This is a genomic window from Bradyrhizobium zhanjiangense (assembly GCF_004114935.1).
GTDB lineage: Bacteria > Pseudomonadota > Alphaproteobacteria > Rhizobiales > Xanthobacteraceae > Bradyrhizobium > Bradyrhizobium zhanjiangense.
The window spans coordinates 2,937,170-2,960,038 of the sequence record NZ_CP022221.1; the positions used below are offsets into that span (position 1 = coordinate 2,937,170).

Below are 22,869 nucleotides of genomic sequence, written 5' to 3' on the forward strand. Positions count from 1 at the left end.
GCCAAGCCTTGCGGTGGCCGCAGGTGCGGCCAGCCTTGACCGCCCCTGCGCGCGGCGGCTGTGAGATCGGTGGCCAGGACGGAAGAACGACCCCCGTGGGCCGAACAAAAGAATGGACTTACGGTGATCTCCGCAGTCGTCGTCTCGGCCATGAAGAAATCGCTTGTCCATCTCATCCGTCGAGTGCAGCTTGACCCGGTGTGCGGCCGGCAAGCTCATATAGGCGAGCACGTCGGTCTCGGCCTCATCTGCTGATTCCGCTCGATGTCGCCCACCGTTGAACGAACCCGCTCCGCGGGAGGGCGTGGCGAGGCCGTTTATCTGAGAGGCATCTGTTTGAGAGGGTGGGACGGCAAGTCCGTTCCTCTTAATACAGGAGTGCCTCGTGGCCACGATGAGTTCGACCGCGCCGCCGCATGATCGAGGATATGACGCTGCGCAACTTATCACCGGCGACGCAACAATCCTACGTGGTTGCGAACTTTAGCCGACATTTCGGCCGATCACCCGACAAGCTCGGCGTTGAGCAGGTGCGCGCGTACCAACTGCACCTGATCGGGTTGAAGCGGTCGTGGACCCACATCAACCAAGTGACGTGCGCGTTGCGCTTTTTCTATGCGGTGACGCTCGGGCGCAAGGAGGCGATTGAGAACATTATTCGGCCCGCGAGCCGATCAAGCAACCGCTGGTGCTGAGGCCCGAGGAAGTCGCGCGTTTCCTGGAGGCGGTTACCGGCCCTGCGCGACCGGGTTGCGCTGGTGACGGCCTACGCTGCCGGGCTACGGGTCGGCGAGGTCAGCCGCCTGAAGCCCGGCGCGATCGACAGCAAGCGCATGCTGATCCTGATCACCGCCGGCAAGGGCGGCAAGGATCGTTACGTGATGCTGTCGCCGCGGCTGCTCAGCATCCTACGATCCTACTGGTGTCTGGCCAAGCCGCGCCATTGGCTGTTTCCCGGGCGCAATCCGGACGATCCGGTGAACGTCGCCACGCTGCAGGAGGCTTGCCGCAAAGCTCGGCAACATGCCGGCCTCGATAAGCGGGTGACGGCAGATGTTCTGCGGTACAGCTTTGCTACTCGCCTTTACGAGCGCGGTACTGATATCCGGCTCATCCAAGTCCTTCTTGGGCATGCGCGACTGTCATCGACGGAGCGCTACACGCAAGTCGCAACCAATCTGATCGCACGGGCCAGGAGCCCGCTCGACGATCTCGACGCGCGATTGAGATCTCGGCCCGAGTAGGTGCCCGGCGCACGTCCGGCGGATATCTTCCGCCAGCACGGCGACGCGTTCCGCGTCGCCCACGCCGGGCACCTGAGCCGATCTCAGCTCCGCGTGATGGGAGCCATCGAAGCGTGCCGGACTGCCGCGCTCGGTGGTCACGTCGAGTGCTGTGTCGACTGCCGGCACCAGCGGATCTCCTACAATAGCTGCCTTATGGGCAAAGCCGGTAATGGGGAGCTGGCGGCAATACGAAGTCTCACCTTGATCGCCGCCGCCCAACCCGAGCCGAAACCAATCAATCAAATGGGAGAAAAGCTTCGCTTACGTCAAGTGCTGGTCCGGCGAGTCGGCGGTGGACGCCTGCGCAGCCATCACTTCGTCCCACTGCGAGGCGGCCGGAGACCCCGGTTCGGAGCTATCCCAATCGGAAGTTTCGGAAGGAGTGCCAGCGGCCCGAGCTGTTCTGCGTTCATAAGTGTCGTCTCTTCAGTAGCTAAGTGTGACGCGAATGCGCCGGTGCGTGTATAAGCTGGTAGACCCCATTGTGATGCACTCCACCGGCTAACCAGGGCCCGGGTCATGAAGCGGTCGCCAGACAAGGCTGGTACTTGAAGACGCGCGTCACGTCACGGGGCTCGGTAACGCCGGGACGCGGTGTCGAAATGTTGGCAATCATTTGCCCGCGCAGATTGCGAAATGGATTGTAGCCGTCACCTTCGACATCGGCATAGTCGCAGATTTGCTCGCCGATGCTGCGACGCGGTCGCGGGTTTCCAGCTTTCCTTCGGCTTCGTATGAGCGCACGAAAGCGAGCACATCCGGACGATTGATGTCCTGCCTGCACAGCTTGCCGAAGCGATTCTCGACGTAACCGACGCGGATCTCAAGCACCAGGATAGTCTTCGGGTCGCGCACCGCGACGATTCTACCGCGTTTGACTTTCCCCACCTTCTTCTTCGCGAGCCACTCGTCAGCCCATTGCCCGAACGGCCGGGCGGCGGCCTGCCTGTGCTTGTCGAGCTGCATCTCGGTGCTTGGGTCTTTGCCGTCCTTGAGCAGGACTCTGGCCTTGTCGCGCTCGCGCCGCGCGTCGGCGAGCGAGAACGTGCCATCCTTGCCATTGCCGTAAGGGCCGATGGAGTAGGTTTTTTGGCGCCCATGGAAGCGGTAGCCACCTCATCAACCTTGTCATCGCGGCTTTTGCTCTTGCGCTTTTCAAGCTGTTGAAGACGCTCCGCGCCTATGTCGATGGACTCGAGCGCTGCCGGTCCAGAATCACGATCTCGCGTTGAGTATTGCCGATGAAATCGAGGACGCCATCACCGTGCAATTGCGATACTGCACGCGAAACGGTCTCGATGGTCAGGCCAAGGTAATCCGCGATATCGCGCCGAGACATTGGCAGCGAGATAACGTCAGCAGCCGTGAGCCGTTCATCCATTTCGTGCAAGAACGCGGCAACGCGCTCCAGAGCAGTTTTGCGTCCAAGCAGCAGCATATAGTTTTCGGCGTGCTGCAAGTTATTCGTAGTCAGGCTGAGCAAGGTGCGCCAGACAACCGCGTCAGTCTCGGCCACCGTCTCAAGATGTTGCCGCCTGATCAGGCGAACAGTGGTTTGGATGATGGCTTCCGCGGTAAATCGGTGGGCTACGCCGTTCTCGAGTCCAAAAATATCACCCGGCAATGAAATGCGCCGATCTGGCGGGTCCATCGGGGAGTAACTTGTAGGTCCGTACCGCGCCTTTTCTGACTTAATAGACGTACTCGGCTGGGTCAGCTCTCGATGTAGATCGTCTTACCTTTCTTGTAAGTGAATTCGCTCAAGCTGACAATCGGATTTGACCCGCTCGATATGCCGAGTTCACTGAGCGAATTGATGCGGGATCTTTGGTCTGTGGTGATGCTCACAAACATGGTCCGACACTTCTGAACCAGAATATGCGAAGTGAATTGGAGCCTCGCGAATAAATTGGGCGCAATCTATGGATGCCTGCACGGTGTCTAACATTCTTCTATGAAAAGGAAGTCGTGTCGTTGTGACGCAGTGTCCGCGCAACAGTCGAGGCGATGCAATTTTGGCCTTCCATCGTCGAGGATGGTGCCGGCAACACGCGTCAGAGCGAATGAAACGATCCTAGATTTGACTGCTATACGAGTGTTCTGCTGCGCGAAGGTGCCAAGTAGCGCTTAAAAGATGCGTTTCGCCGGGCGGTGTCGCTCGAAGGCTGCTTCGAAATGCGGGCGGGTTAGCTCAGGACCGAGGACGGGTCGCATAATCCGCTCCAACCCTCTCATTGCTCCCCACCCTTATATCCAACGTCCTGCTCAAGTATCTCACTCGGGTCTCTGGCCCACGGGTGATGGTCTTGCTGACGATAGTCCGACTGGACCCACCATCTGCCATTGATTAAGATCAAGCCGTTTAATTCGGATCCTCTATCCTTCAGCGAATTAACGGAGGCAAGAGATCTCATGCGCTACGTTCTCGCTATCGGAGTGCTAACACTTCCTATCCTCATCGGCTTTGGATCAGGCTCGACCGCCGCTTCACGGGTTCATTCGTATTCGTACACCCCACCGGCCCGTCAAGACGTTTATTGCTTGCAGGGCCGAGCCTGGGGATATCCGGGCAACTGCCAGTTCTCAAGCTATAGCCAGTGCATGGCTACCGCATCCGGCACATATGCCTATTGCGGTATCAATCCGATCTACGCCTTCGAGCGACAGGGAAGGCAATTCGGCTGGAGCGAACGTCGTTAGGTCAGCCAAGGACGGCGTTGGATGAACGGGCGGGCCGGCCAGGCTCTTGTTGCCGTTCGCTCGACCCCGCCTATTCTGCGCTGAATCCGTTGGGACGTTCGTTTGATTGCGTCCAGTGCCGGGCGTGCTTGCATGTTGGACGGCAATAGCCGGTCCGACCATGCGAATTCGATGTCTCCGATCTCTTCGGCAGAGCAAGTGATCTAAGATGCCGGCGAATGCGATTGGAATATTCCAGTCACCGGCCGAAGCCGCAGTATTTGGTGCAGGTCGCTATGCCGTTGCCGCCGTACGGCCGTGGCGGTTGAATGACCCTCGCGACGATGAAACGATCAGCTTGCACCCACACAGCAACAAACGATGCGTTCGCCGCTTAACAAAAGGAAGCTGATTTTCTCCGCGTGGCGAACAATAATTCGCCTTGGACTCGCATGGCCGAACAATCTCTGAGAGGATTGATCATCAGGCGATGGTCCCACTCAGGAGCGCGGACAATGCGCAACTACGTCTTCGACAGCGTTCCGCATTCGATTCCGAGCAAGCTTGTCGACCAGTTGTGTTCGTGTTGTTCCTGAGCGGCGTCTTAATTCATAGGGACGATCTGGCCTGAGATCGCTCTAGCTCCTCGAAATCAACAACGCAAACGCTGGCTGAACAGCAGTGTCGGCGCCCGCTCGTCTTGAGCGGCGTGGTCGCATGGTGCTGCGCGCTCATGCCGCGCCTACCTCGCAGTAAGTGTCATTCTCAAGGGACATACCAGGATGTCTGTAAACAACGAACCGATCAAATTCGCCTACTGGGTGCCGAACGTATCCGGCGGCCTCGTGATTTCTTCGATCGAGCAGCGTACCAGCTGGGACATCGACTACAACCGGAAACTTGCTCAGATCGCCGAAAAGGCGGGCTTCGACTACGCACTCAGTCAGATCCGGTTCGCGGCGGGTTACGGAGCCGACAAGCAGCATGAGCCGGTCAGCTTCTCGCATGCGCTGCTGGCTGCGACTGAAAAGCTCAAGGTGATCGCCGCTCTCCTTCCCGGGCCATGGAATCCGGCCGTAGCAGCGAAGCAGATTGCGACGATCAGCCAGCTTACCAACGCGCGCGTTTCGGTGAATATTGTATCCGGCTGGTTCCGCGGTGAATTCCACGCAATCGGAGAGCCCTGGTTCGATCACGATGAGCGCTGCCGGCGTTCGGAGGAGTTCATCAATGCTCTGCGCGGGATTTGGACGGAAGAGAGCTTCACACTCAACGGGGACTTCTATCGGTTCAACGAGTACTCGCTGAAGCCGAAACCGCTCGATCCGCTGCCCGAGATCTTCCAGGGCGGCTCTTCGCGCGCCGCCCGCGACATGGCCGCTCGCGTGTCCGACTGGTACTTCACGAACGGGAATACGCCGGAGGGGCTGAAAGCGCAGGTCGAGGATATCAGGTCCAAGGAGAAGGCTTTCGGCAAGAGCTTTAAGACAAAATCGGAATCAATGCATTCGGCATCGTCCGGAAAGCCGAAAAGGAAGCCAAGGACGTCCTGCAGGAAATCCTCGACAAGGCGATCCCCGATGCAGTTCGCGGCTTCCACCACGAGGTCCAGAACGCCGGCAACGCCAGCCCCGAGCGAGAGGGCAACTGGGCCAAGTCCACCTTCCAGGATCTCGTTCAATACAACGACGGCTTCCGCTCGAACCTGATCGGCACGCCGCAGCAAGTCGCTGAACGGATCATCGAGCTCAAGCATGCCGGCGCCGACCTGATCCTGCTCGGGTTCCTGCACTTCCAGGAAGAGGTCGAATATTTCGGTAAGCATGTGATCCCGCTGGTCCGCGAACTCGAGGCAAGGACGCCCGTACGCGTTCAAGCTGCCGAATAGGTGTAAAGCGAGGGGCAGCCACGTGACAGCGATTGCGACAGGGACGTTTCGGCTGGAGGAGATGCCTTCAGGCGGATGTATCGACCGAAAGGCGCGTAGTAGGCGCTGGACGGGGGGGCGCGGGCGGGTCTGCCAAGATGCCCGTGCGGCCAATCCTCGGACTTGCGAACAGTTCGCTGACATTCGGCGGCGTCGCAGCGCTGCGCGAAGTCGATCTCGAGGTCGCGCAGGGCGAGATCCTCCCCGTGATCGACCGAACGGCGCGGGCCCATCGAGCGCGCCTTCCGCGATGCGCGCAGCCATCGCCATGGGAGCCTCGAATGTGATTGCTCGGGACTGGATCGGCAAGGCGCTGGTCGGCCTTCCCTCGAGCTATTCTACGAGGGCGATGAGTAGTCTTAGGCCGGGACCTTGACACCCCGTCGGCGATTGCGGTGTTCGGACCCGTGCCCGACACTGCGCAGCTTGCACGGGCTTGAGCAAGTCGGCGCGCCGGGAGGGCGGGACGACCCACTGTCCGAAACGGATCTTTCCGGCTCAGATGGTCTCTCGCGGGCGCGCAGCATTCGCTCCAGTATTGTCTCAATCCGTCTCAGAGTTCAGCGCGGCGTGCAGCCGAGCCTTCTCCAACCGAGACCTGAGCCCGCTCAAACAGCCCGCCAGTTTGGCGAACTCCTGAATGCTGAGATAATCAAAGACGAACTGCTCGAGCTCTTCCTGCTGCCTTGCAATGCTCGCGAGGCTCTTGCGAGCAATGTCCGTGAGCGACAAAAGGACGTACCGGGCATCATTCGCGTCAGATTTCCGGCGCACGAACCGCTTGCTCTCGAGCTCCTTGGAATGCTTGGTGATGAAACCCGACTCAACTCTCATCAGCTTCGCGACAGCGTTGACGGGAACACCATCATCTTCTTCCAGTTCCGTCAGCGCCATCAAGATCATCATTTGCGGGCCTGTAATGCCGAGCGCATTCGCCTGGTAGGACCGAAGATCGTCGAGACATATGTCGATCGATCTGATCTCCCATGTGAAGCGCCTCAGTAGATCCTGACTCACGCGCGGCTCCTTCCGGAGGCGTGTTGCTAATCCAGGCAGCTTGGGTGGCATCTGATCTTAGGAGCTCCATCCTCGAAACGATTGGCTGCTGGCTGACCTCAACAAAGGGGACCGATCTTCGCTGATCGCTTCGACGTCCCCGGCGCCCGATCTAAAATCAATCGCCACAATCAGACGAGTTCGTCCCGGTTCGATATCTAAGAGGAGGAGCCCCGGTGCAGCTTCGAGTATACCACGTAACTTCACTTAATCGTCGTGATTAGTCCGTCAAATACTTGAGAATATCCGCAGGATTTCCGTAGATCCGCTTCTTGTGCGCAGTTATTCCGCAGAGGTGTCCGCGCTGATGTCGCGAATCGCAGACAGCGATTTCGAGCTCGGGTTGGGCGCAGGAGCAGCCGATCACCAACGCCAGTATCAAACCCACAGTTTTCCAAGCTTGCTAGGATTTGCACGCATCGTCTCGCAGTGATTTGGTCCTTTCAGAGCGATGTAAGTTTTGACGAGGCAACTCATCCTATACGAAGATTTTGTGCCTGCACTCTACCCAGTTGCCCGTCTTGGGCTCGAAGCTGATCCGGGCCCCTCAGCACGGTGTAGCCCGCCTTCTCGACTGCTCTAACTGCCCAAATACGTCGGGTTCGCCATCATCCGGCCTGATAAAGCCATAGCCCTTTGTCGCACTAAACTACTTCACAATGCCGGACATCTCCATTTCAAACGAGGGCGCTCTAAGCATGATTTGCAGAGGCATCAAGGTCTTGCGGGCAGGCTCTATGAAATGTTGCCGGCCCCCGATATGCAGCCACATCGTCGCCGGCCGTGAGCTAAAGGGCTAGGTGGACCGGCCATCGCGCGTCCTCAGGCGCTTACGTCGACGATGCCTACGACTGGCGCTGTGATCTTGTCGGCCCGGGGCCAGCGCGGGAAACTTACTTGCGCGAGGTTTCTCATCCGTGCCTTCTAGCGCTCGCTCCTGAGAGGTCGGTCGGCCCGTCTGTTCCAGCAAAGCAAGAAAGGCCCGGCCTTTTTCCGTTATGATCCAGTGTCCGGGTTCTCGCGCAACCAGCCCTTGTCCGAAAATGTTGAGATCCGGTGCCCGCTCTGCCAATCGTTTCATACGAGCCGTCCACTGCGGACCGCTGGTGTAGAACACCGCCAAGTAGTCCTTCAGGACGGCGAGACTCGCACGGCCTTCCGGTTGGCCGGCGAGAATTTTAAGTATCGAGACCTGAAAACTCAATTTCTAACCAAACGCGATAGCACGAACGCCGCACATCCTAGCGGCACCTGCCGGACCCGCGCTGGACTTCAAAACAAGAACCTGAAAACAAATGCTGATGTGCGGATCATCCAGCAAATTTGGATGAAGCTTAGACTGTCCTGTCTGATCTGGGGAGGCCCTTTTGATGCAATTCTCGGCCCTTCCTGGATGGCCTGCAGGCTGTCGAGCATCGAACCTGACTGTCGTGGACAGCCCAGAGCCTTGCGAAACGAGCTTGCGCGTCTCACGTCAGGTCGAAACTCGCGAGCGCGAGTTTTCGATGTAATGTCGACGTCGCAAGAAAGCTGAAGACTACCATATGCGCGTAAATGTATCGGCGCCCTTCAGCTTGCTGGGCTTGCCGTTCTTATCAACGTAGAACAGCGTCCATGACGTTGGCATTTGAGGGCCGTTTATCTTTCCGACCCACCGGGTGAAAGAATTGCACTGACCAAAAGTAACAACAAAATATAGTCCGGTTGGACGGACGGCTCCCGATACGGGATAAGGGATACCCTGGCAGGCAAACCCTTGAGCATGGTTTGTGAAGATCCCTTGTATGGCGCTGCCATTGGCGGACCAAACAAACAGTTCTGAGCCCCGTTCATTCTTCCAGTATGAGGGAGCAGGAAGCCCCTGCGCCCAGGCCTGACCGACGGCCAAGAAAAACTGAGTGATCAACAAAAATGCCAGAAGTCTCTTCATATTGGAGCCCCAAAAGTGTTCGCTTAAAACTGGCAACTCGGATCACCAGTCTGATGCAATCTGAGGTGACGTTGGCTGCTCTTATCTCGCGTTCAGCAAAGGATTGCGGCGCATATGCACGAGTTCATGCTGGATCTCGACGTCGCTCCAGCTCCGAGGGCTCTGCATCCGCAAGCCGGGCCGCCCAAGCGGCCGTGATCTTTTGGTTAGCTGCCCGTCAAAGTCTGGTCTCTAGACGCAACGCTATTGTTGACAGCGATAGGGCGACTTCTGGCTGAGATTGCGCTCAGCATCCTGTCTCGCCCGCAGCTCTTGACCGTTGCCCACTATTAGTGAACGAGAAGCATCGATGTGAGACGGTCGGTGAAGCGGTGATGCAGCGTAAGGACGCCGGCGGTGGCCAAATCGAGCTCGCTGAAGGGCGTCTCGCACACGTCACCGAAGTCCAGGCAAATGGCGATCCCGATCAAAGCGCCTTCGGTGGCAAGGACACATACCCGGTCACCCGCAGTCATGTTTTCCGTGCCGCAGCAATCGTCGGCATAGGGAGCGATCTTGTCGTAGATCAGGCGCTCCTCGCCATAGCCGTCGTAGATCCGGCCCGGTTCACGATGCCATGGTTGGTCGTCTCGTGCCAGGTTCCTGGAATCAGAATTTCGGGAGCTTCGAGCGCGTCCGAAACGTCGCGGTCTCGAATGAGCTTGACGATGTTCTCGCGCAAGTCCGGGGAGACGGTTAGCTCCGGCCACACGACGGCGATGCAGTTCTCCTTGAGAGCCTGAGCAATCTGCTCCGAAATGGCGTCACCGGCTGACGGCGCCTCGACGGCCGCGACAATGAAACGCTTATCGCCTCCTATGGAAACAAATTCTGGCTTGATCTCGAGCGCCTTGAACAGGCAAGCACCCATCTTCCATTTGCTCGCGTCCGGCGTCGTACTATGCAATGTGCGAGTATCTACGACATGAATAGGATAGCCCTGTATCAGTGCGGGCAGAATCCTGTGAAAAAGCAGGCCCCGCTTCGAGTAAGCCTGCCCCCTTCGAGCCGGACGCAACGCGCTCACGCCCTGCCGCGGAACGAACCAGCATCCAAGCTCCTCGAGGTGCTACTCACTCGGTGCGATCGGCCACTGAGACCGTCGCTCGGCAAGGACCCGGTCGATTTCCCGGATGAAGCCGCCCATCCTTAACGCTGCTAGTTCAGGCGTCTCATCGGACAACGACCACGAGAGATGGCCATCTCCTATTGAGTGAGTGAAGCTCTCTCGTGCCTCCTCGATTCGCTTTTCCGTGAGATTTCGGTAGGCCTTGTGCACGCTTCCTGGGGCTTTTCCGAAACAGCGCATCGAGCTCGATCAGAGCTCCTGCCGCCCGGCAAGCTTCCGGGCGTCCTTCTTCCAGGCATCAAAGGCTGACGTTTCGGCTCGGTTGTCCGCGGGCCCAGGCAAAATCTTCGTCCAAATCACACCAGCAATATGTTCCATCGATAGGCGTACGCCGACGATTTTGCAATCGGCTCGACACTGTTGCTCACACTTCTTCGCCTCTGCCGTACGACCATCACTGAACACGATTGCCAAGACGTGGGAGGTCGCGCGGAAAACCTGCGCGAAATCCGACGGAGACAACGAAAAGCTGCATCGTCATCACGATGCTATTGACGAACCCATGCAGACTGTTTTTCAATCTGAGCGGGAGATCCGCGCGTGCTCAGCGACGCGGACGGGGGCGTTCATATGTGGAAATTCAGCCGAGCCGCGGCTTGCGTTGGCATTTGCCTCGCCATGGGCGGGTGTACCAGTCTGTATCATATCCATGATCCGCAGACAGGCGTGATCACCGCCGGTGAGCTGCCGTACTTTCTCAAGTCGATCAGGTGTGAGGTCGTGACTTTCTACCAGATCGAACGAGAGAGACGGAAGGCATACCTGAAGATCTACAAGACGCGGCCTGAAGAGGCGTTCGACAGGTACGCTCATTTCGACATCGACCCGTTCCTATACGGTACCTTCTTCCTAGAGCTTAAGGTGGCTGATACGGGCGGATTCGGATCCGGTACGGTATTCGACTATAAGCGGATTCTGAGCGCGACCAGTAACGAGGTGACCCATGTGGGCCCCACCGTTTCAGCCCAGGACACCTATGACCTGATCTGGTCGTTCCTTCTGAAGCAGAATGCCCAGCTTGCGTCCGATACGACCCCGCGGGCGGCGAGTTCGGCACCGTACGAACGCGGCTGTTACCGCGGAGCACCTGCCGACCTGGTCGAGTTGGAGGCCTTGGCCGAGAATAAATATCCGGAGCGAATCGCCTATAAGCGCATCATTGTAGATGCTTCCAAGCCGCTAGCGGCCTGGTTGCGGGACAATGCGATTCTCATCGCCGCCAACGATCTGACTCCGGCCATGCCCACAGAGAGAGCGGAGCCGGCGCAGATGACGTATACGTTCTCGATCCAGGTTACTGGCGGCGTGGAAGCAAAGTACTCCCTGACTTCGTCGCGTTGGTCACCCGCTGCGGTTCAGGCTTCTGCCTCCGCTCAGCAGTTCAGTAATCTCGGAATCTACATCAACGGTCCGAATGCGGTCCTTGCTAATGGAGCCAAATCCGGCTCGGCTGGCTATGCGGAGAAGACGCCACCGCTCGGATCGAAGGAGAATCCTATCTACACAACTCCCTTGCCCGGAGGAGAGAAGTCGCAGGAATTCCCCGGAGGTACCGCGGCAGGCCGCCCAACGGGCGCCGGACCTCGGACCAAGGGCTTTATCTTGGCGCCAGTGCCTGTGTTCCCCCCGACCCCAACCCCGACGCAGTAGGAAAATGTTTCGCATCTGGTTGCCCAGACTCGTTCTGCTGCTCGCGCTCTTGTTCTGCTGGGGCGCGAATGCTCAACCTGCGCTTCCTTCGGGAGTGTCCGAAATGGAGCTGTACGGCACGGTCATCCGTGGCTCGAAATGGGAGATCAAGGAAATTCCGGTCTGCTGGGAGAACCTACAGCCGAAGGATCAAAAGTATGCCGAGCTCGTTCGAAAAGCGGTTGCGGAGACTTGGGAAACCGCGGCACAAGGTGGCGTGTGGTTTTCCAATAGCTGGCCACCGTGTACCGATGGCGCGCCCGGTGTGCACGTGCGGATCGCTGACGAGGGCGCCCACACCGACGTCGTCGGCAAGTACCTCGACCGCAAGCCATCGGGCATGACTCTCAATTTCAGTTTCAATCATTGGAGCAAAGGCTGTCGAGATAGGCGCGAATTCTGCATTCGTGCAGTTGCAGTCCACGAATTCGGACATGCGCTGGGTTTCACACATGAGCAGAACCGCGACGATGCGCCGGAGCAGTGCCGCAACGAGAAAGCTTCTGGTTCGGTCGGCGATTATAAAGTCACCAAATACGACCCCAATTCCATAATGAACTATTGTAATCCAGCATGGAACGGAAACGGACAACTCAGCCCGCTCGATATTGCCGCTGTCAGAACATTCTATCCGTCCTGACACTCGGTCTCTTCGTATTCATGAGCGCTCTCGCGCATGCGGATCGCGCAGCGGTGCAGATTGCTGCGCGGTACAACGTCAGGACGGTTCACGTCCAGTACGTTGGCGTCATGTACAACGACAAGCAGGAGGTCGGCGGCGGCTCCGGGCTGCTCATCGGCGACAGCCTCGTGCTGACCAACAGCCATGTGATCGGACGCGAGGAGAACTACAAGAGCTTTGAAGTCAATGCCCGCCTCGGATCGCGCAATGCGAACCCGATCAAGGTCAGTGCGGTTCATCGCGATGATGCCAGGGACCTAGCGCTCCTCGAATTGTCTCAGCCCGCCGGCAATAGCGGTGGTGCCTCGCGTTGTCCGATGCCGGTGATCGACGATAACCAGCAAGCCCCGATGGGCACTCAGCTCTATCTGCTCGGCTATCCCCTCGATCTGGATCTCAGCATTTCGAGCGGTCTGATAAGCAACCAGACGAGCCCCAATGGTCGCTGGCAGACCGACACGGTCATGAACGTCGGCAACAGCGGCGGGCCCGCGTTCAACGAGTTCGGCGCGCTGCTCGGGATCGCGGTCGGCGGCATCGTCAAGTGGAACGAGGCGCAGGTTTCTGGCGTCAACTTCATCATTCCCGCCACCGTCATTACCGCAAGTCCACTCTACAGTATGATCACGGCCATTCCCCAGCCGTCTGTTTGCTGGACGAAGTGGGTCGAGACAACGATCTCGTTTGAGAACTGGAGCAAGCTGAATTCCACGCATGTGCAGACCCAAGCCAACGCCGGCATGAAAATCCCCGAAATCCTTGCCGGAGCGATCCACACGATTCTGCCTGAAGACCGGCGCCTCATCGTGAACGTTCCGGTGTCGCAGCTCGTCGAGCCGAAGCAGATCGAACGGTCGTATACGGTGGACAAAACCAAGGATGATCACCCGGTCGTATTTGCGGAGCATTCGGCGGACTATACCGAGACTTTCCCTGCTGAGCCCGGCTACCGCATTACAGGGTGCACGTGGCACATCGAGACCGCCAACGGTGCCAGCAATATCGCTTGCGCGATAAACGGCGCTGGGGCGCAGGCTCGCTTCACCTACAAGCTCACCAGCGGACCTGCCGTCGACAGGTACCGCGGATGGTTGGGCGCCACGGTCAACGTTTCCCAGATCCTCGCGAAGTAGGTGCCTGATCGATGGTCATGCTTGCCTTGCCAATTCACGCTTCGAACCGGTTGCATCGGCTCGGCCACGCTCTCCGACGGGTTCGGACGGTGCTCATTGTCTTGTTCTGCGCACTCGCGACCGGTTGCGCCCATCAGGGTCCGGCTTCGCAGCCGGCCAAGCCGCATGTGCACAAAGCGCCCCAGAAGCATGGGAGCGTGTTCAAGAAATACGGTTATCGCTATGGCCCCGGGTACTACCATCATGTCCGGCACTATCATGGCTATCGGCCATGGCGACCGACAACTGGCGAGGCGAGTCAGGAGGCGCCTCCCGACAAGAGCGCCACCGGAGCCGAGGTGGTGGCCAACAAGTCGGCTATAAAGGGTCTGGTGCCAGTCTACTTCGCCACGAATCGCGTGGTGACGGGCGGGCCTGGACTCGAATTGAGCCAGATCTCCTATGCTCGTTCTACCACCAATACCTTTGGTTATGTGACGGTCAGTATTCCGATCGTCCACAAAATGGGCGAAGTGGAAACCCCCGAGAGTTGGTTTGGGATACGCCAGGCGGAGGACGACCGAAAGCACTTCCGAATTCAGAAGCTGAATCGGCTCTCACGCGAAGAGTTTGCCGCCGCTATAGCTAATCCGGCCGACAGTCTGATGCTTTTTGTGCATGGCTATAACGTTGCTTTTTCCGACGCAGCCTTCAAGGCGGCACAAATTGCCTTTGACGCCAACTATAAAGGCCGTGTCATGATGTACTCTTGGCCGTCCAAGGGCGGATGGAAGGACTACGACTACGACCGCGAAAGTGCTCTGTTCGCGCCGGATGGCCTGTTCGAGCTTCTCCAGCTGATCAAGAAGGAGGGAAAGGTCTCAAGGATCATCGTGGTTGCGCATAGCCTAGGCAGCGAAGTTGTCCTGGGCGCCTTGCAACAAGCTGCCCTGAGCCAGATGACGCTCGGAATTACCGAGTTGATTTTTGCTGCCCCGGACGTGGATCGCGATCTCTATCTGCAGCGGGCTAACCAGATCAAGGCAGCCGCGGGGGCGGTTACTCTATATGCCTCCTCGACGGATCTAGCATTGCTAGCTTCCATGAAGAAGGCACAGTCCAAGTCGCGAATGGGGTTCGTGACCAACAGCGGGCCGACCCTGGTCCCTGGTATTGAAACGATCGATGTATCTGCCGTGGGGAGCGAAATGTTTGCTCTAAACCACAGTACATACTCAACCAGCCGCGCGGTTCTCGATGACATAGGTCGGATCATCTCCTCTTCGGCGCATATTAAACCCCCGCAGCGGACCCCGACCTTGCGATCGATGCCCGACGATTCCAATACAACTTATTGGATGTATCCATACTGAATGATTCTTTGGCCGTTCGCGGACGTGTTTGTGGTGGCCAGTAAGAGAGCTAGCAGGTGCGGCCGCGTTCAGTGCGAACAAATGAGCGCGGCGAGCCCAAATATTTGGTTGCTGCGCACGCAGCAGATTTACAAGCGGAGAGCTGGACGATGTTCTCACCAATCAGCCTCTATCGGAGCATTTCGCTACGTCACACTGTCGTAAACTGCTGCGAGTGGTCTCGCTCTGGAGAACTTTTGGCCATCGGCACCCAAACGGGTTCGATTGAGATTTACGCCGCTTCGGGAAAACTTATCCGGAGGATCGAGGCGGGCGATTCGGTACAGTCGCTCTCTTGGTCGAAAAATGACAGCCACATTGTCTACGCGGCAAGCCCTGAAGACATCGTCATTGCAGCAATAGATGATGAAAATGATGTTCGTCGATACTCGACCCACGCCGGCAGGTCTTGGAGCGTGGCCTATTCTGACAGCGGACGTCACATCGCATCAGCGGGAGAGGACGGCCGGCTCGTTGTCTGGCGTTCTGGACTACCAGCGGAAGTATTGGGAACGACAAAGTTCAGCGACCAAGTCAACGCGGTCGCGTGGGTCGACGAAGAGCACTTGTGTGTGTGTTGTGCCGACGGAAATTTTAGTGTCGTCCCGGCTTTCCAGGAGACGTCAGTTGCCGGTGCGGGTGATGAGGGCAGAAATGCCCCATTGTGCGCAGCAGTCTCTTCCAGCGGGCGGCTGGCGACTGGTTGGAAGAATGGAAATGTGATCGTTGACCGGGGGCGCGAGCGCTTGGTCCTCGAGGGACATACCGGCTGGGTTTGGTCTGTACACTTTGCGGCGGGCGAGGAAGTCATCGTTTCAGACTCGCAGGACGGAACCATTCGATGGTGGTCGGTCCAAAGCGGGGCTTGTTTAGCTACAATTCCGAGCAGCAAGACCGTTTACGGCAATATCGCTGTTGATAGTGGGCGCAATCGCATCGCTATTCCCAATGACAAGCGGCGGTTGCTAGAGCTCGCTACAATCGACACGCAATCGCTGCTCGATCGCATCGCAAAGGAGCAGATCGTACAATATTGCAGTGCGAAGGTTGCGCTCGTCGGTGAGAGTAATGTGGGTAAATCCTGCTTGGCTTTGAGGCTCGCGGAAGGAAAATACGAAGAGACGGGTACGACCCACGGGATGAAATTCTGGCCAATCGAACCGGCGCGACTCGATCCTACGGCTTCCGTGCCAGTTGACCAGAAGCGTGAGGTGGTCCTGTGGGATATGGGCGGGCAGGACGAGTACCGCCTCATTCATCAATTATTCCTGCACGATACAACGGTGGCGCTTGTCTTGCTCGACCCCACGCGCGGACGCACTGCGCTCGAAGAGGCCGAGGGGTGGGCGAAACGACTTGACAAGCAACTTGTCGGCAAGAGCTCAGCGAAATTTCTAGTCGGCACGAAACTGGATGCGGACAATGACCTGGTTGACGTGCGGGGGATAGACAAGCTCATCAACGAGCATGAGTTCACTGGATACTATCCGACCAGCTCAAAGACCGGTAGGGGAATCGCAGAACTGGCCAAAGCAGTCGCGGCTGAACTTGATTGGGGCAAGCTCGGTAGAACGACGCGACCGCGCCTGTTCCAAACTGTTCGAGACGAGATCGAGGCTGCACGTTCTCGAGGCGAAATAGTCCTTCTCCGAAAAGATCTGGAGCGCAGAGTAAGCAAGCTTGAAGGCGCTTCTTTTGAGTCTTCTGCTGTAGGGACGGTCGTCGCTCAACTGGCTCTTCAAGGGACCATCGCCGTGACCCGCCTGTCGTCTGACGAACAGGCTCTGGTCCTCAATGTGGCTCATATCGAAATCTACGCAGGTTCGATTGTCGTCGCAGCGAAGAACAATCCGCGCGGAGTGCCCGCCATACAAGAAAAAACTCTGATGTCAGATGAAATGAAATTTCCTGGCATCGCAACCGAAGACCGTGTCTCGAGACTCCAGGAGCGCGTCGTTCTCGAGTGCGTCGTGCAGCTCTTGATCGAGCACGGCATCTGTTTCGAACATGAGGGGCTCCTGGTATTTCCGTCTCTCTTCGTGTCTGGCCAGGGCGATGAAAGGGGAGAGCTATCTCACGCAGTTTCGCTCTACTACGACTTCTCTGGAGCCATTGACAACATCTACTCGTCTTTGGTCTCCGCGATCACGATCAGCGAGCAATTTGGTGCGGTGCGGCTATGGGATAATCGGGCCGAGTTTACAAAGTCTGGACAGGGCACGGTTGGTCTGAAGAAAGTGTCCAGGCAACGTGGCTTCGCCCACCTCGACGTTTACGCAAGTGAGGATGCGTCGGACGCTGCGCGCGATTTATTCATAAGTGTCGTCGAGTCGCACCTAGCCCGCCATGGCGTCGATATTTACGAGCACGTAGAGGTGACTTGCACATGTAATCACCAGTTTTCTGAAGAAACGATTCGGCAGCGCATTGCGGAAGGTCATGGAGACATCGGATGTCCGGTCTGCGATCGCCGCGTTAGGATTAGCGAAGGTGCGAAGCAGGCACGTCTTCGCGATCCGGCGATTGAAAAGAGCACATGGGCACTGCGGTCCGAGATCAGAAGGAAGAAGGACGATGCTGTAGCGCGTGCCAAGCGCAATATTTCGAAGAACGTAAAGGTCGATTCGGCTGCGCCACTTCGAATATTGCACCTGAGCGATTTGCATATCTCGGCCCATTCCAAGGTGGACGAACTGCTGGGGCCGCTTTGCGCAGATTTGCGAGACAAACGCGGTGGGCTTGCAGTCGAGAAGCTCGATTACCTTGTCCTCTCGGGGGATATTTCAGACCGAGCCCATCAGAGCGAATATGAGACGGCTCGCAAGCTCGTTTCGGGCATCATTTCGGAATTCGGGCTGAATGCGGAGCGATGTATCGTTGTCCCCGGAAATCATGACATCAACTGGGACGTCGACGTCTATGAGTGGACGCCGAAGAGGAAGATGAGCGCCGAAGCTATGAAATCCGACAATTGTCTCCAGCAAGGCAATGGTTACCTCATCAGAAACGATCGCTATCCCGACAGACTTCGCGCATTTTCCGAGGATTTTTATCACACGCTGCTACAGGTGCCGTATCCCCTACAGCCAGAACGTCAAGCGCTGAACTTCTACTTCCCCGAGGATCGTCTGCAGTTTATCACTTTGAATTCAAATTGGGAGCTCGACGAGCACTTCCCGGTGCGCTCCAGTATAAACGCCGGCGCCCTGGCGAACGGAATTTGGGAAGCCGACGCGCTGCTTCGAAAGGACCAACTTTCGGCAGCTGACGTATTGCGCATCGGCGTGTGGCACCATCCGGCGACCGGCTCAGAGAAGATCGAACGAGATGCGTTCCTTGGGCAATTGCAACAAGCCGGCGTTCGACTTGGCTTGCACGGGCACGTTCACGAGGACAGAGCAGATCTAGTCGGGTATCTACATCCCGCCACCAGCATTCATATGATCGGGGCAGGCTCCTTTGGAGCGGTGAGCCGGGGTCGACCGGAGTCAACGCCCCGCTTGTATAATGTTCTCGAAGTCTCGCGCGATCTATCGAGCGTTCGAGTCAAGACGCGATGTCTGAGAAAAGACGGGGGCGCGTGGGAGCCTTGGCCGTTCTGGCCGAGCCAAGATCCCATGGAGAAGCGCGCGTACTATGATATCGCGTTTTAACCTCGATGGTCGGGCCGCACGGCCGCGCTCCCGATATAACTCCTCGGGCGGATATGGGGAGGGATGAATGGCAGACCCTGCAGGGTGGCCCGCCATCATCGGCTGGTGGGCGGCGTCGGGTTGCTGGGCGGCTTAGCGTCGTTCGGGGACCGCTTCTATAAGGGGCGACCGGTAGGCTCCCTAACGACTCAAAATTCGTTCGGAAACAATGTGGTTCTAGTACGCGTCAAGAACGCGACTAACTACGACGTAGTGATCACGTCCGCAACCGAACGCAAGGGCGTCTACTTCCTGGCGGACGGACCGGAGATCGAGAGCATCGTGCGGGGCCAGCTCGGGAAGGCCGCATTCAGGGCGTTCACGCTCAAGCCCAACGATGAGAAAGAACTGCGGGCCCAAGCGCTTTACAAGGATGGGATAGCTCTCGATGGTCCGCCCCGGCCTCATGGCGACGTCGGTGTTCACCTTCGTGTTCGCCTGGAACGACTTTCTGTTCGCACTCGTGCTCACGCGCACCGAGGTCATCACCTTTCCGGTCATGCTGACGCACTATTTCGGCGGTCAATCGAATTTCCGGGTAAAGATCGCGGCGATGTCGGTCCTGGGGACGTTGCCGATCTTTGTCGCGGTCTCGGTGATGCAGCGCTATCTCGTGCGCTGCATCTCGCTGGGCGCAGTCAAGGGTTAGGGAGAGCGGAGTGGCTGACGTCAAGCTGTCCGGAGTACACAAATATTACGGCAACTTGCATGCGGTCCGGGGGGATCTCACCATCGCGGACGGCGAATTCGCTGTGCTGGTGGGGCCGTCCGGCTGCGGCAAGAGCACTCTGTTGCGAACCATCGCCGGTCTCGAGGATCCGGATGGTGGTACAGACAACTTTCCAGATCACCTCCCATCGGTTCAGGCCGTCGACGAGCGCGCTTTCCTCGAGCTCCAGCGGAACGTCGACGATGTAGCCGCGCATCATCCAGATCACGTAGGGAAGATTGAATGCCGTGTAGAGCAGGATCAGCCCGAAATAGCCGTCGACGAGGCCGAAATACACGTAAATCAGGAAGATCGGGAAGACGACAGCGATCGGCGGGATCATGCGCTGGGAGATGATCCACATCGTCAGGTTCTCGCCGCCGGTGCCGAACCGGGCGAGGCTGTAGGCGCAAAGCGTCCCGAGAACGATTGCGATGCCGGAGCTGACGCCTGAGACGATCAGGCTGTTCAGGATCGCCACGACGTCGCCATCCCTAAACAAGACGTAATAGTTCGAGAACTGGATCTGGCCGGGAATCCACAAGGGCGGAACGTGGTAGATCTCGTCCGGTGTCTTGAACGAGATCATGAACAGCCAGTAGACCGGAAACAGGAACAGCAGGGTCACGATGCCGGCGCCGAGATAGCGGACAGCGAGAATGCGGGCTTTTCTGGCCGGAAGCCTGCCGATCCTCACCGCGCAAGCTCCATGCGCTTGAGGACCAGGGTCGTGATCAGCGTCAGCAGCGCAATCACCAGGACGGAAATCGCGGCTGTGTAGCTGGTCTCGAATTGCGAGAAGCCCAGCACATAGGTGTAGAGCGAGATGGTCTCGGTCATCGAGCCCGGCCCGCCTTCGGTGAGGGCCCAGATGATATCGAAGATGCGAACGAGATCGAGGCCGCGGATCAGGCAGGCGACGGCGATCACGGGCGCGATCGCCGGCAGAACGATCGCGCGAAGCACGCGCAGGTACGACGCCCCATCGATCTCCGCAGCCTCGAGCTGCGACTGGTCCACATTCGACAGCGCGGCGAGCAGCAGCAGGAACATGAACGGCGACCACTGCCAGACCTCGCAGATAATGATCGCTGGATAGACGTAAGCGGGATTGACCGTCCACAGGATCCGGACCGGTTCTCCAGCGATGAAGCTCAGAACCTGGCCAATCTGGCCGAAGCGGACGTCGAACATCAGACGCCACGTCGCGCCCGCGACGATTGGAGAGATCACCGTCGGAAGCACCAGCAGCGCGACGAAGATCTGCCGACCCGGCATGCGATCGATGAAGAGCAGCGCCATCAGGACGCCGACCAGCAGCTCCAGGGGAAGGGCGATCGCGGTGATGATGGCGGTATGAGCGAGCGAAGCCCAGAGGCGGGTATCCCTGAACAGCTCCGCATAGTTCAAGAGGCCAACGAAGGAGGTGTCGTTCTCGGTCATCGTGATGCGCTGGAAGCTCACGATCAGCGAGTAGATCAGAGGAAACAAGCCGACCAGGAGGAGGATCAGAATGGCCGGCGCGACGATGAGATAGGGCAGGCGCTTCTCGAGCATGCGCCCGAAGCGGCTGGCGCGGCGTTGCTCTACCGCGTTGCGACTTGCGGAAAGCGTCATCATCAGTCCAGGAAACGGCCGCACGGGAGGGCGATGCCTCCCGTGCGGATCCAAAGCAGCTATTGGGGATAGGCGCCGGGCTTTGCGGCCCAGACCCTGTAGACGGCTTTCTGGTTCTCGACGCCGACCTTCTCGGTGATCGCGTCGAATTGCTGCGCCGAGCGATCGAGAATGGCCTTGGGGTCTTCGCCGGCCCACAGGCTCGAAATCGCCTTGGTCATCGCCTCGTCGTACTTGTCCTGTTGCAGCAGCGAGAGATCGAGCAGGCCCTTCTCGCCCGACGTCTTGATCGTGTCGAGATAGGCAGCAGCGTCAGGCCAGAGCGCACGGTATTTCTCGCTGGCGTAATGGGAGAGGCGGAGCGGATCGCGCAGCGTATAGGGGAGCTGGACGCGCTCGAGGCTGGTCTTCTTGCTGTTCAGCCACTGGATGAAGAGATACGCAGCCTCCTTGTTCTTGCTGGTGGCCGAGACCGACAAGTCGAAGCCGACGCCGAGCTCGGGACGACCCAGAGGGGTGAGCGCGTAGCCGACCTTGCCGGCGACCTGCGATTTCGGCACCCACTTCAAAGCTTCCTCGCCCGAGCCATAGCCCGCGGCCCAGCGGCCGTAGGGCGGCCAGGAGATCGTCATGGCGGTCGTGCCCTGAAGGAACGCGGCGAGATTGTCGACGAAATTCCACTGCTCGACGCCGGGCGGCATGAACTCTGTTTTCCGCCAGCATCTGCTTGAATACCTTGAGGCCGACCTCGCCATTCACCGCGGCCTTCATGGTGTCGGCATTGAAGAACTTGCCGCCCTCCATGCGGAAGCGCTCCTGGAATATGTATTGCGGATAGGGCGCGGTGCGGAAGAATCCGGCGCCGTAGATCTTCGGCGCCATCTTGTCGGTGATGAACTGGCCGATCTCGTCGAACTGTTTCCAGTCCTTTGGCGGCGCAAGCTCGTAGCCGAACTTGGCCTTGAACGCGTCCTTCATCTTCGGATCGTCGAAGATGTCCTTCCGGTAATAGAGCAACATCACGTCGCCATCGTCCGGGAAGCCATAAATCTTCCCGTCATACTGCATCTGGTTGTCGGGTAGGCGGCCGCGATGTCCTGCAGCTCGTCGCGGTAGCCGAACCTGTCGACATATTTGTCAAGCGGCTCGAGTGCGCCGGCGCGTGCAAGATCGGGCATCCAGGATGGGATGACGTTCAGCGCGTCATAAGCCCCCGCGCCTGATTTGAAATCCTGCATGATCTTGGTGAACATCTGGTCGGTCGGCACCTCGACCACCTTCACCTTGATGCCGGTGAGCTTCTCCCATTGCGGGCCCGAATAGTTCAACGGGTCCAGAGACTGGAGACCGGCCTCCCAGACGATGCTGATCGTTGTACCCGCGTACTTCTTCGCGGCTTCCACCGCTGTGTCGGCGGCATCCTTGTCGGCGGCCGGCGCTGAACCTGCAGCCAGCGCTAGCACTGCGGTCGCGCCAAGAAACGTCCTGAACTTCATCCCTTCCTCCTCCTCCTCTCTTGCACGTCCGGAGTCCGGCAGAGCCGGCTTCGGAGCGTTTCTCACGTGATCCTGGCGGGTTAGTCAGCCGCTGGCGTGAACGGACGCTGTCGGCGGCGACCTGGCGAGAGAAACAAATTCATCTATGTCGAGGATTTGCAGCGCTGGCACATCGCTGGTCCGGGCTTGTCGCCCGCAACCTGAATGGACGCCAGTTGGCGTTGTAGAAGCACGCGTCCTCCCCAAAACGCTCGAGAGCGTTGACTTTGGCGGCTAGTCTGCGTCGAGGCGGAACTGGCCGACAAATGAGAACTTCATCGGTGAACCGCAGTCACCTATCTGCTGAGGTCTCTGAGAAGAAAAAACGAGTCGATCATGCGGTTGCTCGGACCAGGCTGGAGAACAAGCTTGCCG

Annotated in this window: 17 protein-coding genes and 7 pseudogenes; 12 read left to right on the forward strand and 12 right to left on the reverse strand. The window is 58.3% G+C overall.

From position 1 onward, the window contains the following. The first annotated feature begins 416 nt into the window (after nucleotides 1-416). The 3 genes and pseudogenes from XH85_RS47615 to XH85_RS13660 all read left to right on the forward strand — a co-directional run. A complete protein-coding gene (locus XH85_RS47615) occupies nucleotides 417-695 on the forward strand; it encodes a phage integrase N-terminal SAM-like domain-containing protein (protein ID WP_338025634.1) in 279 nt (92 codons plus the stop codon). A 42-nt stretch (nucleotides 696-737) separates the two neighbouring features. Further along, nucleotides 738-1,244: a tyrosine-type recombinase/integrase gene (locus XH85_RS47620; RefSeq protein WP_420837909.1), complete on the forward strand. Its 507-nt coding sequence runs from the start codon at nucleotides 738-740 to the stop codon at nucleotides 1,242-1,244. Continuing rightward, nucleotides 1,245-1,436: pseudogene (locus XH85_RS13660) on the forward strand (transposase zinc-binding domain-containing protein); the annotation flags it as partial. It lies immediately after the preceding gene. A gap of 462 nt (nucleotides 1,437-1,898) precedes the next feature. On the opposite strand, the gene XH85_RS46555 reads toward XH85_RS13660, so the two are convergent. The 3 genes and pseudogenes from XH85_RS46555 to XH85_RS13670 all read right to left on the reverse strand — a co-directional run bounded on the left by XH85_RS46555 (nucleotide 1,899) and on the right by XH85_RS13670 (nucleotide 3,140). Next, a complete protein-coding gene (locus XH85_RS46555; protein ID WP_245474077.1) occupies nucleotides 1,899-2,252 on the reverse strand; it encodes a hypothetical protein in 354 nt (117 codons plus the stop codon). A gap of 54 nt (nucleotides 2,253-2,306) precedes the next feature. Further along, nucleotides 2,307-2,363 (reverse strand): annotated as a pseudogene (locus XH85_RS47625) (hypothetical protein); the annotation flags it as partial. Between the two features lie 103 nt (nucleotides 2,364-2,466). Further along, nucleotides 2,467-3,140: pseudogene (locus XH85_RS13670) on the reverse strand (helix-turn-helix domain-containing protein). 558 nt (nucleotides 3,141-3,698) lie between these two features. On the opposite strand from XH85_RS13670, the gene XH85_RS13675 reads away from it, so the two are divergent. Then, nucleotides 3,699-3,986, forward strand: a complete 288-nt coding sequence (locus XH85_RS13675; RefSeq protein ID WP_128932212.1) for a DUF3551 domain-containing protein — start codon at nucleotides 3,699-3,701, stop codon at nucleotides 3,984-3,986. A gap of 761 nt (nucleotides 3,987-4,747) precedes the next feature. Further along, nucleotides 4,748-5,853: pseudogene (sfnG, locus tag XH85_RS13680) on the forward strand (dimethylsulfone monooxygenase SfnG). A 582-nt stretch (nucleotides 5,854-6,435) separates the two neighbouring features. Here sfnG and XH85_RS13690 read toward each other — a convergent pair. The 4 genes from XH85_RS13690 to XH85_RS13715 all read right to left on the reverse strand — a co-directional run bounded on the left by XH85_RS13690 (nucleotide 6,436) and on the right by XH85_RS13715 (nucleotide 9,788). Further along, a complete protein-coding gene (locus XH85_RS13690) occupies nucleotides 6,436-6,909 on the reverse strand; it encodes a MarR family winged helix-turn-helix transcriptional regulator (protein WP_245266768.1) in 474 nt (157 codons plus the stop codon). A gap of 1,576 nt (nucleotides 6,910-8,485) precedes the next feature. Further along, complete coding sequence (locus XH85_RS13705; protein WP_128932214.1) at nucleotides 8,486-8,878, reverse strand: avidin/streptavidin family protein; 393 nt, start codon at nucleotides 8,876-8,878, stop codon at nucleotides 8,486-8,488. 329 nt (nucleotides 8,879-9,207) lie between these two features. Beyond that, complete coding sequence (locus XH85_RS13710; RefSeq protein ID WP_128932215.1) at nucleotides 9,208-9,393, reverse strand: hypothetical protein; 186 nt, start codon at nucleotides 9,391-9,393, stop codon at nucleotides 9,208-9,210. A gap of 50 nt (nucleotides 9,394-9,443) precedes the next feature. Continuing rightward, a complete protein-coding gene (locus XH85_RS13715; protein WP_128932216.1) occupies nucleotides 9,444-9,788 on the reverse strand; it encodes a hypothetical protein in 345 nt (114 codons plus the stop codon). Nucleotides 9,789-10,586: 798 nt separating this feature from the next. Here XH85_RS13715 and XH85_RS13720 point away from each other — a divergent pair. The 7 genes and pseudogenes from XH85_RS13720 to XH85_RS47635 form a co-directional block, all read left to right on the forward strand. Further along, the gene (locus XH85_RS13720) at nucleotides 10,587-11,696 is read left to right on the forward strand and encodes a hypothetical protein (RefSeq protein ID WP_128932217.1); all 1,110 of its coding nucleotides are present in this window, start codon (nucleotides 10,587-10,589) and stop codon (nucleotides 11,694-11,696) included. 4 nt (nucleotides 11,697-11,700) lie between these two features. Beyond that, nucleotides 11,701-12,375 carry a M12 family metallopeptidase gene (locus tag XH85_RS13725; protein ID WP_128932218.1) on the forward strand — a complete coding sequence of 225 codons (675 nt, stop codon included), beginning with the start codon at nucleotides 11,701-11,703 and terminating at the stop codon, nucleotides 12,373-12,375. Between the two features lie 110 nt (nucleotides 12,376-12,485). Further along, entirely contained in the window at nucleotides 12,486-13,550 is a 1,065-nt protein-coding gene (locus XH85_RS46560; RefSeq protein WP_245474080.1) for a S1 family peptidase, read from the forward strand. Nucleotides 13,551-13,747: 197 nt separating this feature from the next. After that, nucleotides 13,748-14,902, forward strand: a complete 1,155-nt coding sequence (locus XH85_RS13740; RefSeq protein ID WP_245474082.1) for an alpha/beta hydrolase — start codon at nucleotides 13,748-13,750, stop codon at nucleotides 14,900-14,902. 149 nt (nucleotides 14,903-15,051) lie between these two features. Beyond that, nucleotides 15,052-18,594 (forward strand): WD40 domain-containing protein, encoded by a 3,543-nt coding sequence (locus XH85_RS13745; RefSeq protein ID WP_128932220.1) that lies wholly within the window; start codon nucleotides 15,052-15,054, stop codon nucleotides 18,592-18,594. 427 nt (nucleotides 18,595-19,021) lie between these two features. Then, nucleotides 19,022-19,282, forward strand: a complete 261-nt coding sequence (locus tag XH85_RS13750) for an ABC transporter permease family protein (protein WP_128932221.1) — start codon at nucleotides 19,022-19,024, stop codon at nucleotides 19,280-19,282. 10 nt (nucleotides 19,283-19,292) lie between these two features. Next, nucleotides 19,293-19,463: pseudogene (locus XH85_RS47635) on the forward strand (ATP-binding cassette domain-containing protein); the annotation flags it as partial. A gap of 63 nt (nucleotides 19,464-19,526) precedes the next feature. Here the strand turns inward: XH85_RS47635 and XH85_RS46570 are convergent. From XH85_RS46570 to XH85_RS47330, 5 genes and pseudogenes are all read right to left on the reverse strand, one after another. After that, nucleotides 19,527-19,931 (reverse strand): annotated as a pseudogene (locus XH85_RS46570) (carbohydrate ABC transporter permease); the annotation flags it as partial. Nucleotides 19,932-20,035: 104 nt separating this feature from the next. Then, nucleotides 20,036-20,983 (reverse strand): carbohydrate ABC transporter permease, encoded by a 948-nt coding sequence (locus tag XH85_RS13760; RefSeq protein WP_208758124.1) that lies wholly within the window; start codon nucleotides 20,981-20,983, stop codon nucleotides 20,036-20,038. Between the two features lie 35 nt (nucleotides 20,984-21,018). After that, complete coding sequence (locus tag XH85_RS47320; protein WP_164940768.1) at nucleotides 21,019-21,660, reverse strand: extracellular solute-binding protein; 642 nt, start codon at nucleotides 21,658-21,660, stop codon at nucleotides 21,019-21,021. A gap of 100 nt (nucleotides 21,661-21,760) precedes the next feature. Continuing rightward, nucleotides 21,761-22,027: pseudogene (locus tag XH85_RS47985) on the reverse strand (extracellular solute-binding protein); the annotation flags it as partial. Further along, complete coding sequence (locus XH85_RS47330; RefSeq protein WP_128932226.1) at nucleotides 21,979-22,455, reverse strand: extracellular solute-binding protein; 477 nt, start codon at nucleotides 22,453-22,455, stop codon at nucleotides 21,979-21,981. The gene XH85_RS47330 and the pseudogene XH85_RS47985, both read right to left, overlap by 49 nt. Between the last annotated feature and the right edge of the window lie 414 nt (nucleotides 22,456-22,869).